At 62.2% G+C, this 26,975-nt stretch carries 23 protein-coding genes; 12 read left to right on the top strand and 11 right to left on the bottom strand.

The features are described 5' to 3' along the window. Window positions 1-25 precede the first annotated feature (25 nt). Both ACFCW2_RS11315 and ACFCW2_RS11310 read right to left on the bottom strand, forming a co-directional pair. On the bottom strand, window positions 26-2,233 hold the full coding sequence (locus tag ACFCW2_RS11315) for an EAL domain-containing protein (RefSeq protein ID WP_379546477.1): 2,208 nt from the start codon (window positions 2,231-2,233) through the stop codon (window positions 26-28). 43 nt (window positions 2,234-2,276) lie between these two features. Beyond that, a complete protein-coding gene (locus ACFCW2_RS11310; RefSeq protein ID WP_379546476.1) occupies window positions 2,277-4,814 on the bottom strand; it encodes an EAL domain-containing protein in 2,538 nt (845 codons plus the stop codon). A gap of 415 nt (window positions 4,815-5,229) precedes the next feature. On the opposite strand from ACFCW2_RS11310, the gene ACFCW2_RS11305 reads away from it, so the two are divergent. The 3 genes from ACFCW2_RS11305 to ACFCW2_RS11295 all read left to right on the top strand — a co-directional run bounded on the left by ACFCW2_RS11305 (window position 5,230) and on the right by ACFCW2_RS11295 (window position 9,300). Next, complete coding sequence (locus ACFCW2_RS11305; protein WP_379546474.1) at window positions 5,230-6,552, top strand: FAD-dependent oxidoreductase; 1,323 nt, start codon at window positions 5,230-5,232, stop codon at window positions 6,550-6,552. Between the two features lie 157 nt (window positions 6,553-6,709). Next, the gene (locus ACFCW2_RS11300; RefSeq protein ID WP_379546472.1) at window positions 6,710-8,398 is read left to right on the top strand and encodes a PHA/PHB synthase family protein; all 1,689 of its coding nucleotides are present in this window, start codon (window positions 6,710-6,712) and stop codon (window positions 8,396-8,398) included. A 41-nt stretch (window positions 8,399-8,439) separates the two neighbouring features. Beyond that, window positions 8,440-9,300, top strand: a complete 861-nt coding sequence (locus tag ACFCW2_RS11295) for an alpha/beta fold hydrolase (protein ID WP_379546470.1) — start codon at window positions 8,440-8,442, stop codon at window positions 9,298-9,300. Between the two features lie 218 nt (window positions 9,301-9,518). Here the strand turns inward: ACFCW2_RS11295 and ACFCW2_RS11290 are convergent, their stop codons facing one another. Continuing rightward, the gene (locus tag ACFCW2_RS11290) at window positions 9,519-10,427 is read right to left on the bottom strand and encodes an alpha/beta fold hydrolase (protein WP_379546468.1); all 909 of its coding nucleotides are present in this window, start codon (window positions 10,425-10,427) and stop codon (window positions 9,519-9,521) included. Window positions 10,428-10,491: 64 nt separating this feature from the next. Between ACFCW2_RS11290 and ACFCW2_RS11285 the strand changes: the two genes are divergently transcribed. Then, window positions 10,492-12,246: an N-acyl-D-amino-acid deacylase family protein gene (locus ACFCW2_RS11285; RefSeq protein ID WP_379546467.1), complete on the top strand. Its 1,755-nt coding sequence runs from the start codon at window positions 10,492-10,494 to the stop codon at window positions 12,244-12,246. Beyond that, a complete protein-coding gene (locus ACFCW2_RS11280) occupies window positions 12,243-13,064 on the top strand; it encodes an SDR family NAD(P)-dependent oxidoreductase (protein WP_379546465.1) in 822 nt (273 codons plus the stop codon). Before ACFCW2_RS11285 ends, ACFCW2_RS11280 begins: the two co-directional genes overlap by 4 nt. A gap of 25 nt (window positions 13,065-13,089) precedes the next feature. Here ACFCW2_RS11280 and ACFCW2_RS11275 read toward each other — a convergent pair whose 3' ends face one another. The 6 genes from ACFCW2_RS11275 to ACFCW2_RS11250 form a co-directional block, all read right to left on the bottom strand. After that, window positions 13,090-14,175: a DUF2855 family protein gene (locus tag ACFCW2_RS11275; protein ID WP_379546463.1), complete on the bottom strand. Its 1,086-nt coding sequence runs from the start codon at window positions 14,173-14,175 to the stop codon at window positions 13,090-13,092. Window positions 14,176-14,235: 60 nt separating this feature from the next. Beyond that, the gene (dnaN, locus tag ACFCW2_RS11270) at window positions 14,236-15,375 is read right to left on the bottom strand and encodes a DNA polymerase III subunit beta (RefSeq protein ID WP_379546462.1); all 1,140 of its coding nucleotides are present in this window, start codon (window positions 15,373-15,375) and stop codon (window positions 14,236-14,238) included. Between the two features lie 169 nt (window positions 15,376-15,544). Continuing rightward, on the bottom strand, window positions 15,545-16,297 hold the full coding sequence (gene fabG / locus ACFCW2_RS11265) for a 3-oxoacyl-[acyl-carrier-protein] reductase (RefSeq protein WP_379546461.1): 753 nt from the start codon (window positions 16,295-16,297) through the stop codon (window positions 15,545-15,547). A gap of 51 nt (window positions 16,298-16,348) precedes the next feature. Continuing rightward, window positions 16,349-16,738, bottom strand: coding sequence for a GxxExxY protein (locus tag ACFCW2_RS11260; RefSeq protein WP_379546459.1), 390 nt, complete (start codon window positions 16,736-16,738; stop codon window positions 16,349-16,351). A gap of 41 nt (window positions 16,739-16,779) precedes the next feature. Continuing rightward, window positions 16,780-17,715, bottom strand: a complete 936-nt coding sequence (gene fabD / locus ACFCW2_RS11255; RefSeq protein ID WP_379546457.1) for an ACP S-malonyltransferase — start codon at window positions 17,713-17,715, stop codon at window positions 16,780-16,782. After that, complete coding sequence (locus ACFCW2_RS11250) at window positions 17,712-18,551, bottom strand: LD-carboxypeptidase (RefSeq protein ID WP_379546456.1); 840 nt, start codon at window positions 18,549-18,551, stop codon at window positions 17,712-17,714. Before ACFCW2_RS11250 ends, fabD begins: the two co-directional genes overlap by 4 nt. Before the next feature lie 68 nt (window positions 18,552-18,619). On the opposite strand from ACFCW2_RS11250, the gene ACFCW2_RS11245 reads away from it, so the two are divergent. Continuing rightward, window positions 18,620-20,059 (top strand): glutamate ligase domain-containing protein, encoded by a 1,440-nt coding sequence (locus ACFCW2_RS11245; RefSeq protein WP_379546454.1) that lies wholly within the window; start codon window positions 18,620-18,622, stop codon window positions 20,057-20,059. Here ACFCW2_RS11245 and ACFCW2_RS11240 read toward each other — a convergent pair. Both ACFCW2_RS11240 and ACFCW2_RS11235 read right to left on the bottom strand, forming a co-directional pair. After that, window positions 20,056-20,691 carry a glutathione S-transferase family protein gene (locus ACFCW2_RS11240; RefSeq protein WP_379546452.1) on the bottom strand — a complete coding sequence of 212 codons (636 nt, stop codon included), beginning with the start codon at window positions 20,689-20,691 and terminating at the stop codon, window positions 20,056-20,058. The genes ACFCW2_RS11245 and ACFCW2_RS11240 overlap by 4 nt on opposite strands. After that, entirely contained in the window at window positions 20,688-21,653 is a 966-nt protein-coding gene (locus tag ACFCW2_RS11235) for a DUF808 domain-containing protein (RefSeq protein WP_379546450.1), read from the bottom strand. The genes ACFCW2_RS11240 and ACFCW2_RS11235 overlap by 4 nt, the downstream gene beginning before the upstream one ends. Before the next feature lie 161 nt (window positions 21,654-21,814). On the opposite strand from ACFCW2_RS11235, the gene ACFCW2_RS11230 reads away from it, so the two are divergent. The 6 genes from ACFCW2_RS11230 (at window position 21,815) to ACFCW2_RS11205 (ending at window position 26,969) form a co-directional block, all read left to right on the top strand. Next, a complete protein-coding gene (locus ACFCW2_RS11230) occupies window positions 21,815-22,474 on the top strand; it encodes a LemA family protein (protein ID WP_379546448.1) in 660 nt (219 codons plus the stop codon). A gap of 5 nt (window positions 22,475-22,479) precedes the next feature. Beyond that, entirely contained in the window at window positions 22,480-23,961 is a 1,482-nt protein-coding gene (locus tag ACFCW2_RS11225; protein ID WP_379546447.1) for a M48 family metalloprotease, read from the top strand. A gap of 162 nt (window positions 23,962-24,123) precedes the next feature. Further along, the gene (gene rpsF / locus ACFCW2_RS11220) at window positions 24,124-24,489 is read left to right on the top strand and encodes a 30S ribosomal protein S6 (protein WP_379546445.1); all 366 of its coding nucleotides are present in this window, start codon (window positions 24,124-24,126) and stop codon (window positions 24,487-24,489) included. Beyond that, window positions 24,489-24,713, top strand: coding sequence for a 30S ribosomal protein S18 (gene rpsR / locus ACFCW2_RS11215; RefSeq protein ID WP_379546444.1), 225 nt, complete (start codon window positions 24,489-24,491; stop codon window positions 24,711-24,713). Before rpsF ends, rpsR begins: the two co-directional genes overlap by 1 nt. A 13-nt stretch (window positions 24,714-24,726) precedes the next feature. After that, window positions 24,727-25,395 carry a 50S ribosomal protein L9 gene (gene rplI / locus ACFCW2_RS11210; RefSeq protein ID WP_379546442.1) on the top strand — a complete coding sequence of 223 codons (669 nt, stop codon included), beginning with the start codon at window positions 24,727-24,729 and terminating at the stop codon, window positions 25,393-25,395. A 134-nt stretch (window positions 25,396-25,529) separates the two neighbouring features. After that, the gene (locus ACFCW2_RS11205; protein ID WP_379546440.1) at window positions 25,530-26,969 is read left to right on the top strand and encodes an AMP nucleosidase; all 1,440 of its coding nucleotides are present in this window, start codon (window positions 25,530-25,532) and stop codon (window positions 26,967-26,969) included. The last annotated feature ends 6 nt before the right edge of the window (window positions 26,970-26,975 follow it).

Raw genomic sequence — 26,975 nt, 5'->3', positions numbered from 1 at the left:
GGCGACCGGAAGCCCGCGAAAACCGCTAGGCTGATAGGTCCACCTGCATAAATTTTGGACGCGATCCTGGCCCGTGCGGTGATTGTATTCCGGGAATACCCGCTTCGGACGACAGTGAAGTCAAAGGCATCCCGGCTGCAGCGAGAGCGTAGGGCGACACGCGGTGCCGGGTGCATAATCCGTCCGCTCCGTCGCTGATAAGGTGGGTCTCGAATTCGAGCCCCTGCTCGGCCTCTTCCGAACGCACAACCTTGGAAACGACCAGCTGCCCATTCCCCAGATCGAGAACCAGATCTGTATCCAAAGGAACGTTGAGCATTCCTTCGATTCGGGCGCCGGTACGCGACAGGTTGCGCATCACAACTTCGTAGCGATGATCCTCGTGGATAACGCCCACTTTGCGATAGACCGCCATCCGCTCGGCACGCGCTTTTGCAGGGCCTTGCGGCTCGTATTTCAAGACACCTGACGCCAGCCGTTCCACCACTTCGAATTGAGGCAGCGCCTTACTGAATATCCAGCCCTGGATATGGTCTGCGCCCAGTTCGCAAACCAGATCCAGCTCGTCATGCGCCTCTACACCTTCGGCGACGGTCACCATGTCCAGCGCGCGGGCAAGACTGACGATAGCTTGAATAATCGCGGCGTTGTTGTTGCCCCCCTCACACGCGCCACGCACAAAACTCTGATCGATCTTGATCTTGTCGAATGGCGCATTGCGCAAATAGCCAAGCGAGGAGTAGCCGGTGCCGAAATCATCCAGCGCCAAACGCACGCCCAGCTTTTTCAGCTCGCGGAACATTTCCTGGGTGGCTTGCGGATCTCCGATGAAGACGCTTTCGGTCAGTTCCAGTTCGAGCCGCGATGCCGGGAGCCCGGCCGATAGCATGGCGTCATGGACGATCGACGGGAGGTCGGGATTGGCGAATTGCACCGCCGACACATTGACGGCCACCGACAGTTCGTGGGGCCACGAGGCAGCATCGCTGCAAACCCGCCGCATGACCCATTCTCCAAGCGCAAGGATCTGGTTCGACTCCTCCGCAACCGGAATGAACTCCGCCGGGCTGATTGGTCCGCGCTCCGGATGGTTCCAACGGACGAGCGCTTCGAAAGATTTCACCAGATGGGTCTGCGCGTCGATCAGTGGCTGGTAGTGCATTTCCAGAGCGTCCGTCGCCAACGCATCGCGCAAATCTTCTTCGATCTGTCGGCGCCACCGCGCATCATCTTTCAGATCGCTGGAATAGAACCGGTATTGGCCGCGCCCACCGCCTTTTGCGGCATACAAAGCGAGGTCGCCGCTGCCGGTCAGTTCTTCGCTTTCAATCCCGTCATAAGGGGCAATGGCAATACCGACTGACGTACCGATAATCGCTCTGGCACCATTGATCGAATAGGGCTGCGAGATCATCTGGATCAGCCGCTGGGCCAGATCACCCAGTCGCCCCCGGTCCTCGATATCCGGCAGGATAATCTGGAATTCGTCGCCGCCCAGCCGGCCCGCCTCACCCTGCTCGCCCACGATGCGTTCAAGGCGCTGCGCGACTTGCTTCAGCAGCTCGTCACCCGCCTGGTGCCCAAGAGTATCGTTGACCTGCTTGAACCGGTCCAGATCGAGCATCATTATCGCGCATGAGCGTTTGGCCGCCTTGTACGCGGTCAAGGTGCTCGTCAGCCGCTTTTCCATCCGGTTGCGATTGGCCAGCCCTGTAAGGGCATCATATTGCGCCATCCGGCTGACATCGCGCTGCCCTTCACGCAACGTCGTGATGTCTTTTGCGCTGCCGCGAAACCCGACAAATTCGCCTTCGGCATCGAATTGCGGTTTGCCCGTAATTTCCCACCATGTTTCGGTATCACAATGGGCGACCCGCACCGGTATGCGGTGAATGGTGTTTCGCGCGCGCAACAAGAAGGGCAGTGGCCGCTGCGTCGCTGCCTCATCGCTATCGTCGCTGTCTTGTCCGGCAAGGAATAGCTGGGACAGCGGACTGCCCTTTACGTCTTCCCCGTCGATGCTCAGCTTGGCGATGGCCGAGTCAGAAAGGTATTCGACCTTGCCGTCAGCATCGGTCGCCCAGAACCAGCCCAGCTCCGACTGTTCGATCTCGTTGAGGATGGTCAACCGTTTCGGATCGTCGAAAACCTGCGCGCGCGATCCGTCTTGGGGCACGCTGGGAGCGGCCTTGCTGGCAGGCGCGGAACGGGAGAAAAGTTTCCCTATTGCCATGGGGTAACTCCCGAAAGCGAACAGGCCGGAACGAGAGACGCGCTCATGCTACCGCTCCTTCCGTCTTGCGAATGCTGCGTTTGACCGAAAACTGGCTGTCATTGCTGAGCCCCTCGATCGCCCCCTTGTCGTCCAGCTTGAGCGGCTGGGCAAACTCGATGCCCATCCGGTCCTTCTTGCTCCAGCGACTGGTGCCCGTGACAATAAGTGTCTCGCTAAGCGCAAGTCGGAACAATGTGCCAACGGGGACATTCCACAGGCCCTCGACCAGGGCACCGGTGGCCGAAATGTTGCGGACCGTGCCGTTGTAATACTGCCCGCCATATTCGAGCACGATCTTGCGAAGCATGGTTTGCCGCGCAGCACGGGAGGATTTCGGCCCACGGGCGATCGCGGTGAGTCCTGCGGCCAGTTTCTTGGTCGCATCGGTGAACGACAACGGCTTGTCGTAGATATAGCCCTGAATGTGACTGCAACCGTGCAGCCGGACCAGATCGAGCTCGTCCAGCGTTTCGACGCCTTCCGCTGTGGTATCCATGCCGAGTGCAAGCGCGAGGCTGGTAATAGAGGCAATGATTGCGCCGTTGCGGCTGCCCGGCTGGGTGGCGCCTCTAACGAAGCTCTGATCGATCTTGATTTTGTCAAACGGTGCCGATTTCAGATAGCCGAGCGACGAGTAGCCCGTGCCAAAATCATCGAGCGCCAACCGAACGCCGATCTTCTTCAGCTCAGCGAACATCGCATCGGTGCCCGCGTCATCGCTCAGGAAGACGCTTTCCGTGATCTCGAGCTCGAGCCGCGACGGTGCAATTCCGGCTTCCTCTAGGGCCGATGAAATAATCTTCGGCAGCTCCTTATTGGAAAACTGGATGGGCGAGACATTGACAGCGCAGCGGATATGCTCCGGCCACGTCGCCAGATCGCGGCATGCCCGCCGCAGGGCCCACGCCCCGACTTCCTGAATGAGGCCCGTGTCCTCGGCAATAGGAACGAATTTCTCCGGGCTGACCCAGCCATGCTCGGGATGGAACCACCGGATCAGGGCCTCGAACCCGCTGATCGTTTCACTCGCCGCTTCGACCACAGGCTGATAATGGAGGTCGAGCGTTTCCTGATCGATCGCATCGCGCAGATCCTGCTCCATCTCGCTGCGCTCTTTTGCGGCGGAATGAAGGTCCTTTGCGTAAAAATGGAAGCGCCCCCGCCCACCATCTTTGGCCGCGTAGAGTGCAAGGTCAGCATTGCGGATCAGCAAGTCGAGATCGGTTGCATCATCGGGGCATCGCGCGATGCCGACAGATGCGCCGATGACCACCCGCTGCCCCTCGATCGAATAGGGCTGCGAAAGCGACCGGATAACATCGCCTGCAAGCTGGCCCAGCACCTCTGTGGAATTGCGCCCGTGCAGAACGACCTGGAACTCGTCACCGCCCAATCGGCCGACGCGGCCCATATCGCCCACGCTGACTTCCAGCCGCTGCGCCACCTGTTTGAGCAGAGCATCGCCCGCCGGGTGGCCGAGCGTATCGTTGACGTGCTTGAACCGGTCGAGGTCGAGCAGGAAGACGGAGCATTCGCGGTTGCCCTCCTGCGGCGACGCCAGAATGCGCTCGAGCGTCTGGGACATCTGGAAGCGGTTGGCGAGACCGGTCAGGGAATCGAAGTGAGCGAGGCGCGAGGCGTGCTCCTCGCTGCGTTTTTTCTCGGTCAGATCGGTGCCCGAGCCGCGGAAGCCGCAAAAGTTCTGGAAGCTGTCAAACACCGGGCGACCGCTGATCGACCACCAGCGCTCGCCTTCACCGCCAGCTGCGCGGACAGCAAGTTCCTGAAAGCCCGACCGCGCATTGAGATGGAAATTGATCGAACGCTCGCCCTCGCGGTTGTCGTTCCCCATTTCGAACAGGTCGAGGATCGGGCGACCCAGAAGCTCTTTCGCTTCCGTACCCAGCAGATTGGCAATCGGTTCCGACAGATAGGTCAGCAGACCCCGGCGGTCGGTTTCCCAGAACCACCCCTGCTTCGTGCTTTCGTAATCCTGAAGAATATCGATGGCACGGTTGTGAACCCGCGCATCGGCCAGATTGCGCTCGGCACGCTCCCGGTCGAGGCGCATCTGATAGCGAACCACGAAATAGCAAAGGACCGCGAAAGCCGCCAGAACGGCATAGGCAGTCGGGCTGCCCGACAAGAGGACGAAGGGTGTCCAGACAGCGATTTTCCAGCCGAACAGGGCGACCGCCCGGCCCGAGAGTAAGACGGCCGATATGGCGGAAATGGCTATGACGCCGCCTGCCCCGAGAAGGGGGTCCATCCTCAGATTGAAGACGCCATAGGCAATGGCGAACCCGAACAGCACTGCGGGTATGACGACCGAAAGGACCGCTGCAGCAATTGCCTGATTGCGGCCGCGAACGGATGCCCGTTCCCATTTCGCGATCTGCCAGCCAGCCGCCGACAAGAGGACGGATCCCGCATAAGCGGACATTGCAACGGTAGACGGAACGGCGGCATTCAGAGCCAGAATAAGAATGGCAACGCCAAGATAGCCCGGTGCCATCATCCCCCAATTCAGCGGGAGCATATAGGATTGGGCGGTCCGCTTTTGCGGGGTGCCAAGACGCGTATTGTTGCGGTCCCTGCGGTCCACAGAGGCACGCTTACTGCCTTGGGCTGGTTTGCGGCCTTTGGGGCGATTCTTCTGGGGTGCACCCTTTCGGGACGTGGGCGGGCCGCCCTTCTTCGCAGGACGCGCCTTTCGGGCATGGGCAGGCGCATCGGCACGCCTGCGCGGCGCACCTGTCGGTCGCTTAGCCGAAATGCCCTCGTCCTTCATGGGCGGCCTTATGCGCAGGGAGCCGTTTAAAAACCTTAAACCGCAGCCTTGCCAAAGAGAGTTAATCCGCGATTGGCCAAGTTTGCACGGTCTAGGGCGCTCAGGGTCTTGTTTCCGACCCGCAAGCTGGCCATGGTTCGCCTAGGTATCGGGGGGACGCTGTATGCGGCACATCGCCATCGTGGGGTCAGGCCCGGCAGGGTATTACACTGCCGAGGCAGCGCTGAAACACTGGGGCGAGGAGGTGCAGATCGATGTCTTTGACGCGCTGCCAGTTCCTTACGGCCTGATCCGCACCGGAGTGGCTCCGGACCACCAGTCGATCAAAGGCGTAGCCCGGCGGTTCGAGAAGACCGCGCTCAACGAGAATGTACGATTTGTCGGCAATGTCAAAGTCGGCGAAGATATTAACATCGCGGACCTTCAGAGGCTGTATCACGCAGTTGTGCTCGCGACCGGAGCGCCGCGCGACAAGGCATTGGACATACCGGGAAAAGAGCTGTCCAATATCTTTGGCAGCGCGGCATTTGTTGGCTGGTATAACGGCCATCCCGAATTTGCCGGTCTCGCGCCAGATCTCTCGGGCAAGAACGCGGTGGTGATCGGAATGGGCAATGTCGCGCTCGACGTCGCCCGTATTCTGGCCAAGACACGCGGGGAATTTGCCGGCGCGGATATCGTCGAACACGCGCTGGATGCGCTGGATGCATCGCATATCACGGCCATCACCATTGTCGGCCGACGTGGCCCTCATCAGATCATGATGACGCCCAAGGAGCTGGGCGAGCTCATGCATCTGGAGCGGGCCAGCCCGAGAGTCGATCCGGCGGATTTGCCCGAGGAAAGCGCGGATGCGCTTCTCGAACCGGGCTTGCGCAAATCTGTCACGCATCTGCGCAGTTTCGCCGCCATTCCCGAAAACATTCGCGGCGAGGCCGCGATCGATATCGATTTCGACATGTTCGCCAGTCCGGTCGCGTTTCATGGCGATGGCGGGAATGTAAGGGAAATCGAGCTTGAGGAAACGCGGGTAGAAGCGGGCCGCGCGGTCGGGACCGGGAGGACCTACCGCGTTCCTGCCGATCTGGTGATCACCTGTATTGGCTATCGAACATCGCCGATACCGGACGTGCCCTTCGATGACCGTGCAGGCCGGTTCGCCAATGACGAGGGACGCATTCTGCCGGGCTTATATTGTGTTGGTTGGGCCCGGCGCGGACCAAGCGGGACCATCGGCACCAACCGGCCAGACGGCTACGCAATTGCCGATCTTATCGCTGCAGATCTTGCATCCAAGGCCATCGACACCGGCTCGAAACAAGGCGCGGCTGGCTTCGATCGCTTCGCCGAAGAACACGGCATCACGCCCGTACGCTTCAGCGATTGGCAGAAGATCGATGCAGCGGAAGTCGCCGCCGCACGGGACGGGGCACCGCGCGAGAAATTTGTCGACGTCGAGGCGATGATTGCCGCCGGAGAGAGCTAGGCGAGGCTGCCGGGAATACGTACCCGAATGGCACCTGACCCATACGGCATCTTGCGCGCGGAACAGGCTGCCTGCATGAACCGTATTGCTACAAGTGAGAATAACTCCGCACCGTGCCGCCAAGAGCACGGCAGAAAAACAGAGGACCCGACGTTCCATGACCACCCAGCTCGAAGACGAAGCCGCCCAGTCCACCACGGCGCTCGGCCCCCTGATCGGCCTCACGCGTGAGGACATTATCGGCGCGGTGGCCGTGCTGCTGCGCGAAACGGCTTCCGATCCGCAGCGCCTGATGCGCCACAGTCAGGAAATGGGCATGGACATGATCAAGATCATGACCGGCAAGAGCGAGCTGGCCCCTCACCCCAAAGACAAGCGGTTCATGGACCCGGCGTGGCGCTACAACCCGTTCATGCGGGCCGGCGCGCAGTACTATCTCGCGGTGCAGAAAGGAATGGCCAACTGGCTGGAGGAGCTGGATCTGGATGCGCTGGAGAAAGACCGTGCGCGGTTCATCTCCAATATCATCATCGATTCTCTTGCCCCGACCAATACGCTCATGGGCAACCCGACCGCGCAGAAGCGCCTGATCGACAGCGGAGGTCTCTCGCTCATCAAGGGCCTGAAAAACGCCTATACCGACCTGACCGAGAACAAGGGTATGGTCAGCCAGGTCGACAAACGTCCTTTCAAGCTGGGCGAGAATGTCGCCACGTCGAAAGGCAGCGTGGTCCTGCGCACCGAGATTATGGAGCTGATCCATTATGCGCCAACAACCGACGAGGTGTACGAGACGCCGCAGCTGACCATCCCGCCGCAGATCAACAAGATGTATATCAACGATCTGACGCCGGATAAGTCGATCGTGAAGATGCAGGTTGATAACGGCGTCCAGACTTTCGTGATTTCGTGGCGCAACCCGTCGAAGGAGCAAGGCCATTGGGACATGGCCGATTATGTCGCGGCCTGCCGTCAGGCGATGGAGGCGGTGGCCGACATTACCGGATCTAAGAAGGTCAATGTCTCGGCCGGCTGCTCCGGCGGACAGACGGCTGCGACACTGGCGAGCAAACTCGCATCCGACGGCAGCGATCTGCTCGGCACGCTGACGCTGATGGTCTGCGTGCTGCACCCCAAGCAGAACGACATCGAGGCCGGCTCACTGATCAGCGAAAACGGTCTGGCGCTGGCCCGCAAGCGCGCCGCGAAGAAGGGCGTGATCGAAGGCGACAGTCTGGCACGCGGTTTCGCATGGCTGCGGCCCAATGATCTGATCTGGAACTACGTCATCAACAATTATCTGCTGGGCGAAGACCCGCCAGCGTTCGATGTCCTGTTCTGGAATGCCGATGCGACCAATCTGTCGGCCAGCCTGATGGGCGATTTCCTCACCCTGTTCGAAACCCTCGCCTTCACCAAGAAGGGCGAAGTCGAAATGGCCGATCACATGGTCGATCTGAGCAAGGTGACGAGCGACCTGTTCATCCTTGGCGGAGTGACCGATCACATCACGCCGTGGAAAGCGACCTATCGCTCGACGCAGCTGTTTGGCTCGAAAGACATCACCTATGTCCTCAGCCAGTCCGGCCATATGCAGGCCATTCTGAACCCTCCCGGCAATCCCAAGGCGAAGTATTTCGTCCAGAAGAAGAAGGGCAAATTGCCCGAAACCGCCGATGAGTGGCTGCAAGGCACGGAAGAAGTCGCCGGCAGCTGGTGGCCTTTCTGGATCGACTGGATTCACGCCCGCTCCGGCAAGAAAGTCGCGGCACCGTCCAAATTGGGGAATGCCAAACATAAACCACTGGACCCGGCCCCCGGTCTGTACGTAGTGGAAGAGGTCTGACCGCGGAGGGGCGGTCCCAATTACTGAAGGGGTCGCACCGCATGACAGCATCCAAAGACGAACCGATGACCTGCGAGATCGGAATCGAGCAGGTCGGCGGCCGCGCATTGCGGGTGGCCCGCTGGCGTCTGGATGAACCCAGCGACCACCCACCGATCCTGTTCTTCAACGGCATTGGCGCGAATATCGAAGCGGTCGCTCCGCTGGCCGAGGCGATGACCGATCGCGGATTCATCATGTTCGACATGCCTGGCACTGGCGAGAGCCCAGACCCGCTGCTGCCCTACAACCCCTTCACTATGAGCTGGACCGCAGCGCAGCTTCTGAAGCGATTTGGCGTCGATGAATGCGATGTCATGGGCGTCAGCTGGGGCGGCGCGATGGCGCAACACTTTACCCTGCAGCATCCCGGCCTTGTGCGCCGTCTGGTGCTGGCCGCAACTACCGCTGGAATGCTGATGGTACCGGGCAATCCGGCGGCCTTCACCAAGATGGCCAATCCGCGCCGCTACATCGATGCCGACTATATGAACGAGCACTTTGCCACGCTGTATGGCGGCCTGGACAAGGATGGCGCTGCCCACCAGAAGGACAGCCATATCGGCCGCCTGAAACCGCCCAGCCCGCGCGGCTATGTATACCAGCTGCTCTGCATGCTCGGCTGGACCAGCGCGCCTGCCCTGCCGTTTCTCACCAAGGACACGCTGATCATGATGGGCGATGACGACCAGATCGTTCTGCCGATCAACGGCAAGATGCTGCGCAGCCTGATCCCCAACAGCGAGCTGCATATGGTCGAAGGCGGCGGGCATCTGTTCCTGCTGACCCACGCAGACGAGAGCATCGCCAAGCTGCGCGCCTTCCTTGATGCGCCAGAGGGTGAGGCCCTGAAGGCGGCTTAGCAGGGTTTCGCGCCGAGACGCTGAGGTGCGGAGACTGTTCTCTAGTTTAATTTAGCGCTCACAGAGGCACGGAGGCACAGAGATGTGCGCGCGCGTTGCGCCCCAAGCGCTATTGCTTCAGCGGCTCAGCCAGACGGGTTATTGCGGCTTCGCCGCGAGGAAGCAGCCCTGAAGAAGACCTCTGTGCCTTTGTGCCTCTGTGAGCGCCCAATACCCTCTCATGCCCCCGGTAACCACTCCCGCAAAATCGCGTTCACCTCATCCGGAGCATCCTGCTGCACCCAATGGGATACGCCCGGCAGACGTTTGACAGTCAGGTCCGGCACCCAGTTCTCCGTGCCGTCGAGGCAATGGATGTCGATGGCCACGTCATCCTCGCCCCACACCACCAGTGTCGGCAAATCAACCTTGAGATCGCCTGCATCGACAGCGTCGCGGTGGCGCAGCAAAGCGCGGTAATAATTGACCATGGCGCCGCGCGCTCCGGGCCGTGCTGCCGCCGCATTATAGACCGCGCGTACTTCCGGCCCGAAATTCTCCGGCTTGCTCGAGGTCTTGACGAACAGCCGCCCGATGGACTTGCCATCGCCCCTCCCCAGCAGCTTCTCCGGCAGCCCCGGCAACTGGAAAAAGAAGATGTACCAGCTCTTCTTGAATTGCCGCCATTTCTTCAGCTCGCGCCGCGCAGGGCCGGGATGCGGCACATTCATGATGACGAGCCGCTCCAGCGGGCGCAGTTTCAGAATGGCGAACATCCACGCGACGATCGCGCCCCAGTCATGCGCAATCAGCGTAACCTTCTTCGCCCCGCTGGCATCGATCAGCGCCGCAACATCCTGCGTCAGATGGTCGAGCGCATAGTCCCGGACTTCCGTGGGGCGATCCGTCCCGCCATAGCCGCGCATATTGGGCGCCCAGACGCGGTAGCCCTTCGCGACCAGCTCGGGGATCTGGTTGCGCCACGAATAATGCAATTCAGGAAAGCCGTGCAGGCATAGCGCGAGATGCTCGCCGCCGTTCTCCTCGGCTCCCGCCTCCGCCACCTCAAAGGTCAGGCCGTTTGCCTCCACCCATCGGATTGCAATGCCGCTGTCGGCGGGCGGGTTCCAGCTTGGTGATCTATCCATTGTGATGGCTTAGCATCGCGGGCCTGCTTGTGGTATTGGCACGGCAAAAGAAACGGAGAGAAACATGCCAGCCTACGACCTCATCATTCGCGGCGGAACCATCGTCGATGGAACCGGCCAGCCCCGCTTCACGGGCGATGTGGCAGTGAAGGACGGCCTGATCGCGCAAGTCGGCACAGTGTCCGGCGACGCGGCGGAGGAAATCGACGCGGGCGGACACATCGTCTCCCCCGGCTTTGTCGACATTCACACCCATTATGACGGACAGGCGACGTGGGATCAGGAAATGGCCCCGTCCAGCTGGCACGGCGTCACCACCGTAGTGATGGGCAATTGCGGCGTCGGCTTTGCGCCTGCTCGCAAAGACCGCCACGAATGGCTGATCAGCCTGATGGAGGGCGTGGAGGATATTCCCGGCACCGCCTTGGCCGAGGGAATCACCTGGGACTGGGAAACCTTCCCCGAATATCTCGATGCGCTGGAGAAACTGCCGCGCACCGTCGATGTCGGCACCCATGTGCCGCACGGCGCGGTGCGCGCCTATGTACTGGAAGACCGGGAGGAACCGGGCGCTGTGCCGACAGACGATGACATCGCCGCGATGTCCCAGATCGTGCAGGACGGGGTGGCCGCAGGCGCGCTCGGCTTCTCAACCAGCCGCACGGTTCTGCATAAATCCGTGGATGGCGAATTGGTGCCCGGCACCACCGCCACGCCGGAAGAACTGGTCGCCATCGGACGCGCCATGGGCCGCGCAGGCCACGGCGTATTTGAAATGGCCAGCGATTTGATGCGGGATTGGAACGAGTTCGAGTGGATGGGCAATCTCAGCCGCGAGACCGGCCTGCCCGTCACCTTCGCCGCGCTGCAATCCATCGCCAAGGAGCTGCCGCTGGACGAGCAGATTGCTACCATGCGGGCAGAGAACGACAACGGCGCCAATATCGTCGCCCAGATCGCCCTGCGCGGCAATGGCATCATCATGGCGTGGCAGGGGACGGTGAACCCCTTCGCCTTCCGCCCCAGCTGGCAGACGATCAAGGACCTGCCCTGGGCCGAGCAGAAGGCAAAGCTGCTCGATCCGGCGTTCAAGGCGCAAATGCTGTCGGAGGCAAACGACTACAGCGAGGCCCCGCAGGATATTCTGCCGGTGATCGCCGTCATCACCCAGGGCTGGGCATTGCAATACGAAATGGACCCGGATTTCGACTACGAACCGGAAGCCAGCGCCAGCGTCAACGCCCGCGCTCAGGCGGCCGGCGTGGACCCGCAGGAATACGCCTATGACATGCTGTGCCGTGAGGATGCGACCGGCTTCATCTACCTGCCGATCCTGAACTATGCCGACGGCAATCTCGATTTCCTCCACCCGCTGCAACACGCCGACGACACGGTCAATTCCCTGTCCGATGGCGGCGCGCATTGCGGCACGATCTGCGACGCGGCCAGCCCGACCTTCATGCTCGAACACTGGGTGAAGAACCGCAAACGCGGCGACCGGATCACGCTCGAAAACGCGATAAAGCGGCAATGCTGGGACACTGCCAAGCTCTATGGGCTGGAAGATCGCGGCATCGTTGCACCCGGCTATCTGGCCGATCTGAACATTATCGACATGGACGCCCTAAAACTGGGCAAGCCATGGCTCGCCTTCGATCTGCCAGCCGGCGGCAAGCGCTTGCTGCAAAAGGCCGATGGCTACGTCGCGACAATCAAGGGCGGCAAGGTTACCTTCCGCAACGGCCAATGGACCGGCGAAACCCCCGGCGGCCTGATCCGTGGCCCGCAACGCGCTGAGCTTGCGGAAGCGGCCGAGTGAACGCTTTCGCGGCGCGCTCCGGCGACTGGGCACTCGTCACCGGAGCGGGCCGAGGGATTGGGCGGTTTCTATGCCGCCACTTTGCCGCAAAGGGGATGCGGATCGCGGCAGTAGATATTGACGAAGCCGCCGCCCGCGAGACGATCGACCTTTGCCCGACAGAGGGCCGCGCCCTCCCCTGCGACGTGTCCGATCATGATAGCGTGCTCGCCGCAGCGACGGAGCTGAGCGATGCGAATATCGCGCCATCGCTGGTTTGGCTCAACGCAGGCGTCGGCTCGGCGACGACCGTGCTCGACGCGAAGCCCCATGCGCTTGACTGGCTGCTCGGAGTAAATGTCTACGGTCCCATCCGGACGGCACAGGCCTTTGTTCCGCTGATGCCTGAAAGCGGCCCGCGCCATGTCGGGATAACTGCATCATCTGCTTCGGTGACGCCAGTCAGCGGGCCTTACACGCTCTACGCCACCACCAAGCAGATGACCGCCGCGATTGGCGAAGCGCTGATGGCCGAGCTTGCGCCCAAGGGCGTGGGCGTCACCATCCTGTGCCCCGGCATACTAGACACAGACATTTGGAATGCGGCGCAGGCGCGGCCCGAACGCTTCGGCGGCGCGCGCCAGACGCCCGGCGAGGTCGGCGATCATTGGCGCGCACAGCCCGGCCCCGATGTGCTGGCGCGCGGACTAGACGAGGCGCTGGCAGCGGGTGGCGGCTGGTGCATCGTTCCGACCGAGACCGATACGGAGGGCAAGATGGCCGACCGGCACGACGCTCAGTCCGCAGGCCTCAAGCGCTATGCAGTGAAGCAGCCCTGAGCGAGCCGCTGAGACGCGGGCTTATTCAGGGCTCGATCACGATCCCCACGGACGGATCGATTGTTCCACCAGCCATCGTGGCGAACTGGTCGCGGGCTGCGGCAAGGCCGTGATGGCGTTCGATCGTCACTGTGTTGCCGACATCGGCGAGGAATCCGTGCCACGCTTTGGCAAGTCGCTTGCCCGCCTCTTCCGGGCCCAGTTCCTTGAACAGCGCAACCGCGTGATCGGGGGCGAAGAACAGGACCGGCTTGGGCCCGGCCATGCCTTCCGGCCCGCCCATGCCGCCCGCGCCGCGCTCCTCGATATGGGTCGCGCCCACGAGGCAGGAATATTTCAGATTGTCGCCCAGATGCGCATGGATGGCAGCGAGCAGTTTGGCATTCCCGGCGAAATCGACCGAGACACTCGCCGTCTGCTCCAGCGTGTCGACTGCGTCATAAGCCACAACCTGATCGTACAGGCCGGTCTGGGTAACGAAATCGACATTGCCCGCCGAGGTCAGGCCGATGCGCTTCACGCCCGGCGATAGCTGCTTGGCCACACTGGCCAGACCCATCGCGGTTTTGGAGGACGCGCTGGTCAGGATGACCGTCTCTGCTCCGAACCAGCCCTCGCTGCGCATGAAATATTCGATCAGGAAGCCGGTCTTGAACAGCGGCCCGAAGATCATCCGTTCGCCTTCGCGCTCGGGGTCATGCTCCGGGTCGGCAGCGAGGCGCGAATACTGGTTGTAAATCGGGCTCATCGGCTGGCGATGCTCGGCGGTGTCGACAAAGCCGCTGGCGCTCACCTTGCCCGGAATGATGTCCAGATGCGAGGCCATGGGCAGATAGCCATAGACCCGCTCGCCTACGGTCAACCCGCTGCCGTTGTCTTCCACCACCGTGGCGTGGCCCCACATCGGAACGATGCCCTTGCCGTCCGGTGCCGGAAAGAAATTCCAGTAACCGAACCCGTCGCCCACCACCGCATAGGTGACATTGTTGGCGGTGACGGAGAAGCTCTCGATCCGCAGGCGCGCGCCGCCCTCGGGCAGCGGGCCGTTGGTGCCCTCCACTAGCGTAGCATTGGTGATGTCGGCTTTCTCAACGTGGACGGCGTGGCTCATAGCGATTCTCCCTTTGGAGAACTGCTAGCCGCCGCCGTCCGGCTTGGCGAGTGCCTTAGATCACACCCGCATCGGCATCAGGACATACAGCGCGGGACTGTTCTCGTCCTTGCGGATGAGCGTCGGCGCTCCTGCATCGGCAAGGTGCAGCTCGACGATGTCGCTGTCGATCTGGCTGAGGATGTCCTTCAGATAATTGGCGTTGAAGCCGATCTCGATACCGTCGGCCTTGTATTCGCCCGCCAGCTCTTCCGACGCGGTGCCGTTGTCGGGAGAGGTGACGGACAGGGTAACCTTGTCGGTATCCAGCCCCATTTTCACCGCACGCGTTTTTTCGGTGGCGATGGTCGCCACACGGTCAACGCCCTGGAAGAAGCTCTTGGGATCGACTTTCAGCAGCTTGTCGTTGCCGGTTGGAATGACGCGGCTGTAGTCGGGGAACGTCCCGTCGATCAGCTTCGAGGTGAGGACCATGCCCCCCTCCCCGCCCAGCGTGAAGCGGATCTTGCTGGCCGAGAGGTCGATCTGGACATTTCCGTCCATCGCCTCGTCCAGCAGCTTGCGCAGTTCGCCCACGGCTTTGCGCGGTACGATCACGTCAGGCATGCCTTCTGCGCCATCGGGCCGGTCGAGCGTGAAGCGGGCGAGGCGGTGGCCGTCTGTTGCGGCGGCTTTCAGAACCGGCCCGCCACTCGCCGCATCGTCATCCGCAACGTGCAGGAAAATGCCGTTGAGATAATACCGGGTTTCCTCGGTGCTGATCGCAAACCGCGTGCGGTCGATCATTTCAGCCAGGGTCTTGGCCGGCAGTTCGAAACGGGTCGGCAGATCGCCTTCCACGATGACGGGGAAATCGTCCTTCGGCAGGGTCGGCAGCTGGAACCGGCTGCGCCCGGCCTTCACCGTCATGCGGTTGTCAGCCGTTTCCAGACTGACCTGACTGCCGTCGGGCAATTTGCGGGCGATATCGAACAACAGGTGGGCCGAGACTGTGATCGCGCCGGGGCTTTCCACGCCGGCGGCGGCCATGGTTTCTTCCACCTGCAGATCGAGGTCCGTCGCCATGACTTTCACCGACCCGCCATCGCCGGCATCGATCAGCACGTTCGACAGGATCGGGATCGTGTTGCGGCGCTCGACGACCGACTGCACGTGAGAAAGGCTGCGCAGCAAAGTCGCGCGTTCGATGGTGGCCTTCATCGCTTCAAATTCCCCTTGCGCGGCGCGTTCAGCTATTCCGGGGACCGGAATCGCATGCAGCGCCGGAAATGTCCTGCACTACCCTTACCGTGCGCGGCACCACGGGCAAGCGGATAGGCGGCCCAAGCTGGTCGCTATTGGGGATAAAGCAGGGCGAAACGCGTCGCTGTCAGCTCACCATAGCCATCCCGCCATTCACATGCAGCGTTTGCCCCGTGACATAGCCCGCCTCGCGGCTGGCCAGATACGCCACCGCAGCCCCGATATCCTCGCCCTCGCCCATCTTGGCCATCGGGATGCGCGCGTTGATCGTGTCCTTCTGCGCGTCGGTCAGTTCCTCGGTCATCGCGGTGCGGATGAAACCGGGTGCGACGCAATTGACCGTGATGCCGCGGCTGGCGAGCTCCTGCGCCAGCGACTTGGACATGCCGGTCAGGCCCGCTTTGGCTGCGACGTAGTTCATCTGGCCCGGATTGCCGGTGGCGCCCACCACGCTGGTGATCGAAATCATCCGGCCAAACTTGGCCTTCATCATCGGCCGTGCGGCGGCGCGCATCAGGCGGAAGGACGATTCCAGGTTGATCTGCATGACCTGATCCCATTCCTCGTCCTTCATCCGCATCGCCAGATTGTCACGCGTGATGCCGGCATTGTTGACCAGAATATCCAGTTGGCCCAGCGTATCGATGGCTGCGGGGACCAGTTCCTCCACCTGCGTGCGGTCGCTCAGATTGCAGGTGATCTCGACATGGTCGTGGCCGAATTCGTCATTCAGCTCTTCACGAAAGGCGCGCAGCTTGTCGCCATTGGAGCCGGACAGCGCGAGCCGCGCCCCTTGCCGGGCAAGCGAACGGGCGATTGATGAACCGATACCCCCGCTGGCCCCGGTCACCAGTGCGGTCATTCCTTCGAGTGAAAACATAGCGCAGTCTTCCTTTTCAATTTCGCGCAGAGACGCAGAGAACGCAGAGGATCAGGCGTCCGGCCTATAATCATTCACCAGACGGCGAATGCCGTCCTTCATCGTAGCTTCGTTAAAATTGAGCAGCAGCCCTACGGGCTGGTTGGTCAAACGCAAATAGGTCAGCAATTGCTTGGCATGGGCCTTCGAAAGAATCTCGACCGCCTTGATTTCCAGAATGAGTGTCTCCTCGACAAGGATGTCGATTCGGAAGGCCTGATCGAAAACAAGGCCATCATACTCGATGTCGATGGGCACCTGACGCTGTGCCGTCAGCCCCCGACGATGGAGCGCTCCGGCCAACACAGTTTCGTAGACGCTCTCCATCAGCCCCGGCCCGAGCGACCGGTGAATTGCGATAGCTTCCGCAATTACCTGCGAGGTGACCTCATCGATGTCCATTTCTCTCTGCGTTCTCTGCGTCTCTGCGCGAACCAGCCCCCTTATAACTCTTTTGCCAGAGCCTCGATATCATCCATCGTCACGACGCTGGTGGCGGTGCAGTCGGGGGCGATTTTGCGGACCATCGGGCCCAGCACCTTGCCGCCCACTTCCACGAATCGCGTCACGCCTGCCGCCTGCATGGCCAGCACGCTTTCGCGCCAGCGGACGCGGCCTGTGACCTGCTCGACCAGCAGGCGCTGCTCCTCTGCCGGATCGGTGACAGCGGCGGCGGTGACATTGGCGTAGATCGGCACGGTGAAGGCCTGCGGCGGGCAATCGGCCAGCGCCGCAGCCATTGCATCGGCGGCGGGCTGCATCAGGGAGCAATGGAACGGCGCCGACACGGGCAGCAGAATGCCGCGCTTGATTCCGTGATCCTTCACCATCCCCGCCGCACGCTCAATCGCGCCCTTGTGGCCGGAGATGACGACCTGCCCCGGGTCGTTGTCGTTGGCGACCTGACAAACCTCGCCCTCTGCCGCTGCATCGCACAGCGCCTGCGCTTTCTCCAGATCGGCACCCAGCAGAGCCGCCATCGCGCCCTCGCCCACCGGAACCGCCGCCTGCATCGCTTGCCCGCGCAGTTTCAGCAGCCGCGCCGTGTCGGCCAACGAAAACGCGCCCGCAGCGCACAGGGCGGTATACTCGCCCAGCGAATGGCCCGCGACGAACGCGCCCTTGTCGGCCAGCGTCACACCGCCCTCTTTCTCCAGCACGCGCAGGGTAGCGATGGCATTCGCCATGATTGCGGGCTGCGCATTCTCCGTCAGGGTCAGCTGGTCTTCCGGCCCCTCTGCCATGATCTTCGACAGGTTCTGCCCCAGAGCATCGTCGACTTCCTGAAAAACCTCGCGCGCATGGCTGCTGGCAGCGGCCAGATCAGTGCCCATGCCGACTTTCTGGCTGCCCTGACCGGGGAAGATAAATGCGATCATTGTGTCTCTTTCGAATAGGATGGACTGGCGAGGCCGAACGGGACAATCCGGTTGGCGGACGTGTGGCCGATTTCGGCGCGGCCCAGATAGGGGATGCCTGCGCGATTGCACCAGAACTGGGCGATTTCTTCCGCCGTCTGGCCGAAGTCGCGGTCGTTTTCCGGTACATTGGTGACCGAACCGAGCCGCAGACCGGCAATGCGCGGCAGGGTATTGGCGAGGCTGAAGAACAGGCGGTCGATGGCGTAAAGATGCTCGCTCACTTCCTCCACCATCACCACATGGCCCGACAGATCCGGCAGCAGCGGCGTATCGACCAGCATCGCCAGCGTGATCAGATTGAACGCGACCACCGGCTGCTTGCCATCGAGCGAAGGCTCCAGCCCGCTATTGTCCCCGCCCAGCCAGCGCAGCACCCGGCGCACCGCCTCGCGCCCGCGTTCGCTGCGCGCGCTCACCGGCATGGAGCCGTGGACCGGTTGGCCGATCCCGTGGCGATAGAGCGCCGCAAGCAGATAGCCCATGTCGGAAAAACCCACATAGGTCTTGGCCCGCGCGTGCTCGTTCATCCGCGCGATGGCGGCCTCTGCGATGCGGTTGGAGCCGTAGCCCCCCTTGGCAAACCAAACGACGTCGTAGTCAGGATTGTTGGCGCATTCGACCAGCGCCTGCATCCGCTGCAAATCGGTGCCCGCATAATGCGCGTGCCGCTCGAAACACTGGTCGTGAAACCACACTTCGTGCTGCGGAAATTCGTCTGCCACCAGCGCGCGCATCGCCTCTGCATGGGCGGGCGTAATGGCAGTCGCGGGCGCGCAAATAGCGATACGTGTCATGCTCACATCCATGGCCTTAGTCCGTTCATGGTTGCAAGGGTAGCTATTGGCGCTAGTCAGCTTTTCCCATGAACAATGCGACCGATTTGCCCGATCCGACATCTGACCTGACCGCCCGCCCGTGGTTCTTCTGCGGCATTGGCGGCTCCGGAATGCAGCCGCTGGCCGCGATCCTGAAAGGGCGCGGAGCCGAGGTCGCCGGCAGCGACCGCAGTTTCGACCAGGGCCGCACGCCTGAAAAGTTCGCCGCGCTGGAACGGCAGGGCTTCACGCTGTTTCCGCAGGACGGCAGCGGCATAACCAGCGAAGCGCAAGTGCTGGTCGCCAGTGCGGCGGTGGAAGACACCGTGCCGGAAATGAAGCGGGCCAAGGAACTGGGCCTCCCCCGCCTGACCCGCGCCGACCTGAATGCGGCTTTGTTCAACGCGAGCGAGACCGGTGTTGCGATCGCCGGAACCAGCGGAAAATCCACCGTCACCGGCATGCTGGGCTGGATTCTGGAAGACGTCGGCCGCGCGCCCACCATCATGAACGGCGCGGTGATGAAGAACTTCGTCAGCGAAGACCGGCCCTTCGCCAGCGCCGTTGTCGGCAGCCCCGATCTCTATGTCTCGGAAGTCGATGAAAGCGACGGTTCGATTGCGCAGTACCGGCCCGAAGTCGGCGTGCTGCTTAATGTCAGCCTCGATCACAAGAGCATGGAAGAGCTGCGCGTGCTGTTCGCCGATTATCTGGAGGCCTCCCACATCGCGGTGATCAATGCCGATGATGACGAGGCGCTGGAACTGCTGGAGCATGCAGACGAAGCCATCACTTTCGGCATCGGCGACAGGGGCGCGACCATTGGCGTCCGGCCCGGCAGCCGCGCCGATGGTCCGATGCGGCAGGCCGCCCTTGTGGTGGATCGCCGCGACGATAGCGAGCATTCGCTGGTCCTGAATATGCCCGGCAGGCACAACCTGTCCAACGCACTGGCGGCCATCGCCGGGGCCAATGCATGCGGTGTGTCGGTGGCGGACGCGGTGGCCGCTCTGGCCCGCTTCAAGGGGTTAGCGCGCCGGTTCGATATTGTCGGCACATCAGCCAGCGGCGTGACCGTGATCGACGATTTCGGACACAATCCGGAGAAATGCGCAGCGACCCTGCGCACGCTCAGGTCCAGCCCCGGCCGGGTGCTCGCCTTCTTCCAGCCGCATGGCTACGGCCCCTTGCGCCAGATGGGCGCGGAACTGGCCGAAACTTTTGCGCGCGAGCTGGGCGAAGATGACATCACCCTGCTCTGCGACCCCGTCTATTTCGGCGGCACGGTAGACCGCAGCGAGGGCAGCGAGCGGATCGTCGATCTGATCGCCAAGGCGGGCGGAAAAGCCATCCACATCAACACCCGAGAAGGCTGCGGAGACTGGCTCGTCGCCAACGCACAAAGTGGCGACCGGATTGTCATCATGGGCGCGCGCGACGACACGCTAAGCGTTTTTGCGGCGGATATTCTGCGGAAGCTGGCTTAAAGCCCCTCCGCGCCTGCCTTCTCGCGCGCGGTCGCCCGTTTGTAAGCATCGCGCGCGGTTAGCCGGTCGCGATAGGCTTTCAGGCTATCGGGCACGCCCTCGTCCAAACCCACGCTCTTGGCCAGCACCAGCGCGTAGCCGACGCAGATATCGGCCGCAGTAAACCTGTCGGCGCACAGGAATTCGCGGCTTTCCAGTCGCTGCTCCACCTTGACCAGTCGCTTGTGGAACCAGCGGGCATAGGCATGGCCTGCCTCCTCCAGCCCGCGATCCTTCTCGAACAGGGCAAAGCGCATGAACACGGTTTGCGGGAAGGTGATGGTGGCATCTGCGTGATAGGTGAAATCGAGGAACCCCGCATAGTCGGCCTGCCCGCGCGCAACCAGCAGATCACCCTTCCCCCCCAGCCCCGCCAGATAAACGGAAATCGCGCAGCTTTCGGTCATCTGCGCGCCGTCATGCTCCAGCAAAGGAATGGTCCCCAGCGGGTTCAGCTCCAGAAACTCCGGCGCTTTCTTGCGCGGCGGGAATGGCAGCATCCGCAGGTCGATATCGGTGCCCGCTTCCTCTGCCGCCCAGGTGGCGCGCAGCCCGCGAGAGCCGCGGCAAGTGTGGAGTACCGGAACGCTCAATGCGCTGCTCCTTCCGCGCCGGGCTTGTGCCCCAGCCCCAGCACCTTGTGCAGGATGAAGACGATGATCCAGCCCACGATCAGCGCGACCATGGCAGAGATCGCCGCATAAGTCAGCCAGCCGAAAAAGCCGCCCGCCGGCCCCAGACCGTCAGCCACCGCCGATTCCAGACCGTGCGCGGCATCATACAGGCCATGGAAGCCCAGCTCATGCGTGCCATGCAGAAGGATGCCGCCGCCGACCCAAAGCATTGCCACGGTGCCGATCAAAGATAGCGCGATAAGCAGCTTGGGCATGGCCGCAACCAGCCCCCGCCCGAATGCCTGCGCCAGTTCGCTGGAACGCTGCGTGAGCGACAGTCCGAAATCGTCCATCTTCACAATCAGCGCAACCGCGCCATAGACGGCCACGGTAACCGCAATGGCCACCAGAGCGAGGGCGATGCCCCGCTCCCACCAGATGGTCAGCTCGGTCAGTTCGTTCAGCGTGATCGCCATGATCTCGGCAGACAGGATGAAATCGGTCCGGATGGCCCCGGAAATCCGCTCCTTCTCGAATTGCGCTGGGTCTTCGATGACATCGTCCACTGTCTTGCCGTGCTTCTCGCCGCCCAGCTTCTCCAGCACCTTTTCCGCGCCCTCGTAAGACAGGAACAGACCGCCCGCCATCAGCAGGAAGATGATGGCAGCGGGCAGAAATTCGCTCAGCAGGATCGCGCCGGGCAGCAGGAACAGCAGCTTGTTCTTGAAACTGCCCTTGGCGATTGCCCAAATGATCGGCAGCTCGCGCGCGGGCGAAAGGCCGGTGACATAGCTCGGCGTGACAGCCGCATCGTCGATCACCACGCCTGCTGTTTTCGAGCCCGCCCGCCCGGCGGCGGCGGCAATATCATCGACCGAAGCCGCAGCCGTGCGGGCGATGATGGATACGTCGTCGAGCAAGGCGGCCAGTCCGCTAGGCATAAAAGTACTCCCGTGTCGGTCGTTTGACCCGTGTCCTTTGCACAAGCTGGCCGGATGTGGCCAGCGCACGCTTTGTCGTGGTCCACGGCGCAGCGCGATTTACCGCTTTTTAAAACACTTACCGCCATAAACTTAGTGAGGCTTTTCGGGGGTTTTGACCAATGATGATCCATATTCTTGCAGCAGCGCAAACGGGCGGTTTCGCCGAAGACACGCGCATTTACGAGCGGTCGGTCGACTCGACCAATCTTCTGCTCGACTATTGGTGGGTCGGCGCGCTTGGCGTGGCCGCCGTCGCCGTTTTCGTGTCGCTTTCGGGCAAGCGCCGCAATGTCGGTGAGTTGGAGGCCCGGTGCACCGCAGCCTTTGGCGATGTCGACGCCATTCTTGCCGAGCGCCACGCCCTCATTCCCAATCTGGTCGAAGTGACCAAAGCGCATGCGGGCCAGGAAATACAGGTGCTCGACCGCCTGATCGAGGCCCAGCAGGCCGCGCTGGAAACGATGGGCTACAACCGCATGACTGCGGAGACAGAGGTGGGCAATGCCCTGAACCAGCTGATTAACGTCGCCAGCTCCATGCCCAAGCTGACCAGCAACAGCGAATTTCCCCGTCTGCGCGAAGAGCTTACGCGGATCGAGGAAAAGGTGACCGCAGCGCGCCGGTATTACAACACCACCGTCGCCGAGTATGATGCGGCCCGCAGTGCCTTTGTGCCCGGCCTGATCGCCAAGGTAAGCAAGATGCCCCGCCATATGCGTTTCGATCTTGGCGATAAGCGCGAGGAAGTGAGCCAACCGCAGACCGTTGCCTTCGGCTAAGCGCCATGAAGGTCACCGGCTTTGCCTCGCATGTTGCCCACAACCGGCAGCGTGCGCTGGCTTCGATTGCGCTCTATTGCCTCGCCTTCATTCCCATCGGGTTGCTGGCGCTCGGCGTCGTCCCCATTCTGGTCGGCCAGTCCGAATATTCGCTGCTGCGCAATCCGCTGCTTTATGCCGCGATTTTTCTCCCCGTAGTTGTCGCGCTGTCGCTCGGCATTCTGGCCCTGAACTATTTCCGGATGCGGCGGGAGATCGAAGAAAGCCTCAATATCCAGCCCGTAACCGAGCAGCAGGAACCGCGCCTCGCCCGCATCGGCGGGGAGCAGGCAACCTTGCAGGGGCTGCGTCATCCCTCTTTCGGTGTGATAGAGAGCCCTGCCCGCAATGCGATTTCGCTGGGCGTGACTCCCGGCCAGCGGATGATTGCCGTCACCCGCGGCCTGCTCAATGACCTCGATGACGAAGAAGTCGCGGCCGTGATCGCGCACGAGCTGGCGCATTTCCGGCTAGGCGATGCGCGGCTGCTGTCGCTCAATCAGGCGATGATGCGCACCGCGACAGCGCTGCAGGTCTACAACCCGCTCAAGGTCGAGCTCAACATGCACACGAAGATGCAGTGGCATTTCGTGATTGCCATGATCCTGCCGATTTTCCTCGTGGCGCAGGCGGTCGGCGGATTGGTGACAATGGCTGCATGGCGTGCGGCTCGCCATGCCAATGGCGCGGTGCGCGGTGCACGCGATTTCATTGCCGATGCCGAAGCTCTCAGGATCACGCATTTTCCCGAAGCGCTGCTGACCGCGACTGCCAAATGCGAAGGCAATGGCTATTTCCCGGGCGCGGAGAAGTTCGAGGCAATGCTGTTCACCGGCAATCCGGAAAGCCAGGGCGGCACCCATCCGCAGCCCGAAAAGCGTAAGGCCGCAATCCAGCGCGTCGCGGCACAAATGGCGATGCCCGGCCGCCAGCGCCGCGATACCCGCGCAGCCGGCGTCCGGCCCGCTCTTACTCCCTCCGGCGGCGGCTTTGGCCGCAAGGGCGGCGGAATGCCGGCCTTTGCACCCGCTCTGGCTGTGGCCGGAGGCGGCAGCTTTCAGCAGGCGAGCGCACGCACACAGGAATTGCCGCGCGAGCCGGGCGCATGGCTCCTCTATGCGTGGATTTTCGACCGCAAGACCTACCGCGCATGGCAGCGCGGCATGTTCGACCAGATGGCATGGCGCGCCGATGACAAGCGCAATATGCTAGGCGCAACGCCGCTCGCCACTGTCTGGCTGGTGGGCGCACTGATCGTCTCAAGCGCGTTCTTTTATGCCGTAGCGGACAGCCCGGCGGATATGATCGACCGCATGTCGGGCCGCGCCTATCTCGAAGCCTCCGACGAAGCCGCAGGATCGCTGTTCTGCGCACCCTCGGACACCCAGTGTCAGGCCGCGCGCACTTTCGAGCACACATCAGACCATCCAGTCAGCAGCCCGAACTGACGGGCTGACGGGGGCAGCACCCGCGCTCATCGCGCTTGCAATTCGCGCCCACACCGCTATGTGCCGCGCTTCCTGTGAAAACAGGGAACCCAAGAAAGCCGGAGGGGCCCCGTCATCCGGACGGATCAGCCAGCGATCGGCAGCAATTGAAAGGAAGAATGCATGGCTCATTACGAGCACGTGTTTCTTGCGCGTCAGGATCTGAGCCAGGCTCAGGTCGATGCATTGGCAGCGCAAGCCACCGAAATCGTCGAGAAGAACGACGGCAAGGTCACCAAGACGGAGACCTGGGGCCTCAAATCCCTCGCCTACAAGATCGACCGCAACCGCAAGGCGCACTTCGTCCTGCTCAACATCGACGGACCCGGTTCCGTTGTCGAAGAGCTGGAGCGGCAGACCCGCATCAACGAAGACGTCATTCGCTACATGACCATCCGCATGGACGAGCCGGAAGAAGGCCCCAGCGTGATGATGCGCAAGAATGACCGCGACAACAAGAAGCGCCGCGACCGTGAGGAGCGTAACTGATGGCCCGTCCGTTTTTCCGCCGCCGCAAGTCCTGCCCGTTCTCGGGTGAGGATGCACCGAAGATCGATTACAAAGACGTCCGTCTGCTGCAGGGCTTTATGTCCGAGCGTGGCAAGATCGTGCCGTCCCGTATCACCGCAGTTTCGGCCAAGAAGCAGCGCGAACTCGCCAAGGCGATCAAGCGTGCGCGTCACATCGGCCTGCTGCCCTACCTCGTGAAGTAAGGGAGAAGACACGATGGATATCATTCTCCTCGAGAGGATCGGCAATCTCGGCACGATCGGTGACGTTGTCACCGTGAAGGACGGCTATGCCCGCAACTTCCTGTTGCCGCAGAAGAAGGCGCTCCGCGCCAACGAAGCCAACAAGAAGGTGTTCGAAGCCAACCGCGAGCGTCTTGAAAAAGAAAACGCCGAGCGCCGCGTCGAAGCCGAAGCCAACGGCAAGGAGCTTGACGGCACCGAAGTCGTGCTGCTGCGCGCTTCGTCCAACGCCGGCCAGCTCTATGGTTCGGTCAACGTCCGCGACATCGTCGCCGGTCTGGCCGAGAAAGGCCACGAGGTCGACAAGAAGCGCGTCATTCTCGGCAGCCCGATCAAGATGATCGGCATGCACGATGTGACCGTGGCCCTGCACCCCGAAGTCCACGTGACGGTGAAGGCAAATGTCGCCCGTTCCGAAGACGAAGCGGAACTGCAGAGCCAGGGCGTCGACGTTCTCGCCCAGCTGTTCGAAGAAGAGCAGAAGGAAATCGAGGACGCCGCCGCAGCACAGCAGCGCGATCCGACTCTGGAGCCGGGCGAGATTCCCGCCGACATGCTGGAAGACGGTGTCAGCACCGAAGAAGGTACCACCGAGACCGAAGCTCTGGTGGAAGAAACCAAGCCGGAAACAGACGAAGGTTAACCCCGGGTTCTTGTACCTGATCCAACAGGCTCGATTATAAAGGGGCGCGGTGCGAATGAGCACCGCGCCCTTTTTTGTAAGAGCAACCCGGATGGGGTGCGGAATACCAAACTAGCGGCTAAGGCGTGCAGGCAATGACTGACATCCCCTCGATCATCGAAGAACTCGCCCAGATCTATGACGCGGCGGTCGCCCGTCTGCGCAGCGATATTCTCGCCTATGCCCGCAGCGGCGATCTGCCTTCGAAAGAGCGGCGCAGCGATGGCTCCTACGCCTATCCGGAGCTGGTGCTGACCTATCGCGGGGAGGAGCCCCGCTCCGAACGCAGCCGCGCCTTTGGCCGGTTCAATATCGCCGGCACCTACGCCACCACCATCACGCGCCCGAAAATGTTCGCCGATTACCTGACCGAGCAGCTGACCCTGATTGTCGAGGATTACGATGTCGACGTGAAGGTTCGGTCATCGCGGCAGGAAATTCCCTTCCCCTATGTGCTCGACGGCGATGCGGGCAAGGAACTAGCGGGCATATCGCCCCAGCTGATCGCGCGGCATTTTCCGCACACCGATCTCGCTGATATCGGCGACGAACTGGCCGACGGCATCGAGCTGGACGAACCGGATCAGACCATCCCGCTGTCGCTGTTTGACGGCCTGCGGACCGATTTCAGCCTCGCGCGTCTGGCGCATTACACCGGCACCTCCACCGACCACTTCCAGCGCTTCATCCTGTTCACGAACTATCACCGCTATGTCGATGAATTCGTGGACTGGGCGGGCGCGCAACTGGGGCAAAACGGCTACACGGCGCTGGCCGGGGCCGGCGGATTGTATCTCGATCAGCCAACCAGCAATGCCCGTGCGCAATTGTCCGACACGGCGTGGCGCAAGCACCAGATGCCAGCCTATCACCTGGTCGGCGAAGGACGCGGCGGAATCACACTGGTGAATATCGGCGTCGGACCGAGCAATGCGAAGACGATCTGCGACCATCTGGCGGTTCTGCGCCCCGAAGCATGGCTGATGATCGGCCATTGCGGCGGATTGCGCGGCAGCCAGCGGATCGGCGATTACGTGCTCGCCCACGCCTATTTGCGCGACGACCACGTGCTCGACCCGGTCCTACCGCCCGAAATCCCCCTCCCCGCCATTGCCGAGGTGCAGCAGGCCCTCGTCGGCGCAGCGAGTGCAGTGTCGGGCGAAGGCGAGGCGAACCTGAAGCAACGCATGCGCACCGGCACCGTGGTGACCACCGACGATCGCAACTGGGAACTGCGCTATTCCGACAGCGCACGCCGCCTCTCGCTCAGCCGCGCGGTCGGCATCGACATGGAAAGCGCCACCATCGCCGCGCAAGGCTACCGCTTCCGCGTCCCCTACGGCACGCTCCTATGCGTAAGCGACAAGCCGCTCCACGGCGAGATCAAACTGCCGGGACAAGCGAACACCTTCTACGAACAGGCCATCGCCGCGCACCTGCAGATCGGCGTGACCGCCTGCGGCCTGCTCAAGGAAGAGGGGCAGCGGCTGCACTCGCGCAAGCTGCGTGCGTTTAACGAACCGCCGTTTAGGTAAGGGCAG

This window comes from Qipengyuania algicola, assembly GCF_042492175.1.
In the GTDB taxonomy this organism is placed as follows: domain Bacteria; phylum Pseudomonadota; class Alphaproteobacteria; order Sphingomonadales; family Sphingomonadaceae; genus CAJXSN01.
Note: the sequence above shows the minus strand (reverse complement) of the source record. Positions and strands in the feature narration are given on the sequence as shown.

Excerpts from the sequence above, each read along its gene's own strand:
- ACFCW2_RS11315 (WP_379546477.1), bottom strand. The coding sequence starts at position 2,233 with ATGGCAATAGGGAAACTTTTCTCCCGTTCCGCGCCTGCCAGCAAGGCC.
- ACFCW2_RS11310 (WP_379546476.1), bottom strand. The coding sequence starts at position 4,814 with ATGCTCCCGCTGAATTGGGGGATGATGGCACCGGGCTATCTTGGCGTT.
- ACFCW2_RS11305 (WP_379546474.1), top strand. The coding sequence starts at position 5,230 with ATGCGGCACATCGCCATCGTGGGGTCAGGCCCGGCAGGGTATTACACT.
- ACFCW2_RS11300 (WP_379546472.1), top strand. The coding sequence starts at position 6,710 with ATGACCACCCAGCTCGAAGACGAAGCCGCCCAGTCCACCACGGCGCTC.
- ACFCW2_RS11295 (WP_379546470.1), top strand. The coding sequence starts at position 8,440 with ATGACAGCATCCAAAGACGAACCGATGACCTGCGAGATCGGAATCGAG.
- ACFCW2_RS11290 (WP_379546468.1), bottom strand. The coding sequence starts at position 10,427 with ATGGATAGATCACCAAGCTGGAACCCGCCCGCCGACAGCGGCATTGCA.
- ACFCW2_RS11285 (WP_379546467.1), top strand. The coding sequence starts at position 10,492 with ATGCCAGCCTACGACCTCATCATTCGCGGCGGAACCATCGTCGATGGA.
- ACFCW2_RS11275 (WP_379546463.1), bottom strand. The coding sequence starts at position 14,175 with ATGAGCCACGCCGTCCACGTTGAGAAAGCCGACATCACCAATGCTACG.
- dnaN (WP_379546462.1), bottom strand. The coding sequence starts at position 15,375 with ATGAAGGCCACCATCGAACGCGCGACTTTGCTGCGCAGCCTTTCTCAC.
- fabG (WP_379546461.1), bottom strand. The coding sequence starts at position 16,297 with ATGTTTTCACTCGAAGGAATGACCGCACTGGTGACCGGGGCCAGCGGG.
- ACFCW2_RS11260 (WP_379546459.1), bottom strand. The coding sequence starts at position 16,738 with ATGGACATCGATGAGGTCACCTCGCAGGTAATTGCGGAAGCTATCGCA.
- fabD (WP_379546457.1), bottom strand. The coding sequence starts at position 17,715 with ATGATCGCATTTATCTTCCCCGGTCAGGGCAGCCAGAAAGTCGGCATG.
- ACFCW2_RS11250 (WP_379546456.1), bottom strand. The coding sequence starts at position 18,551 with ATGACACGTATCGCTATTTGCGCGCCCGCGACTGCCATTACGCCCGCC.
- ACFCW2_RS11245 (WP_379546454.1), top strand. The coding sequence starts at position 18,620 with ATGAACAATGCGACCGATTTGCCCGATCCGACATCTGACCTGACCGCC.
- ACFCW2_RS11235 (WP_379546450.1), bottom strand. The coding sequence starts at position 21,653 with ATGCCTAGCGGACTGGCCGCCTTGCTCGACGACGTATCCATCATCGCC.
- ACFCW2_RS11230 (WP_379546448.1), top strand. The coding sequence starts at position 21,815 with ATGATGATCCATATTCTTGCAGCAGCGCAAACGGGCGGTTTCGCCGAA.
- ACFCW2_RS11225 (WP_379546447.1), top strand. The coding sequence starts at position 22,480 with ATGAAGGTCACCGGCTTTGCCTCGCATGTTGCCCACAACCGGCAGCGT.
- rpsF (WP_379546445.1), top strand. The coding sequence starts at position 24,124 with ATGGCTCATTACGAGCACGTGTTTCTTGCGCGTCAGGATCTGAGCCAG.
- rpsR (WP_379546444.1), top strand. The coding sequence starts at position 24,489 with ATGGCCCGTCCGTTTTTCCGCCGCCGCAAGTCCTGCCCGTTCTCGGGT.
- rplI (WP_379546442.1), top strand. The coding sequence starts at position 24,727 with ATGGATATCATTCTCCTCGAGAGGATCGGCAATCTCGGCACGATCGGT.
- ACFCW2_RS11205 (WP_379546440.1), top strand. The coding sequence starts at position 25,530 with ATGACTGACATCCCCTCGATCATCGAAGAACTCGCCCAGATCTATGAC.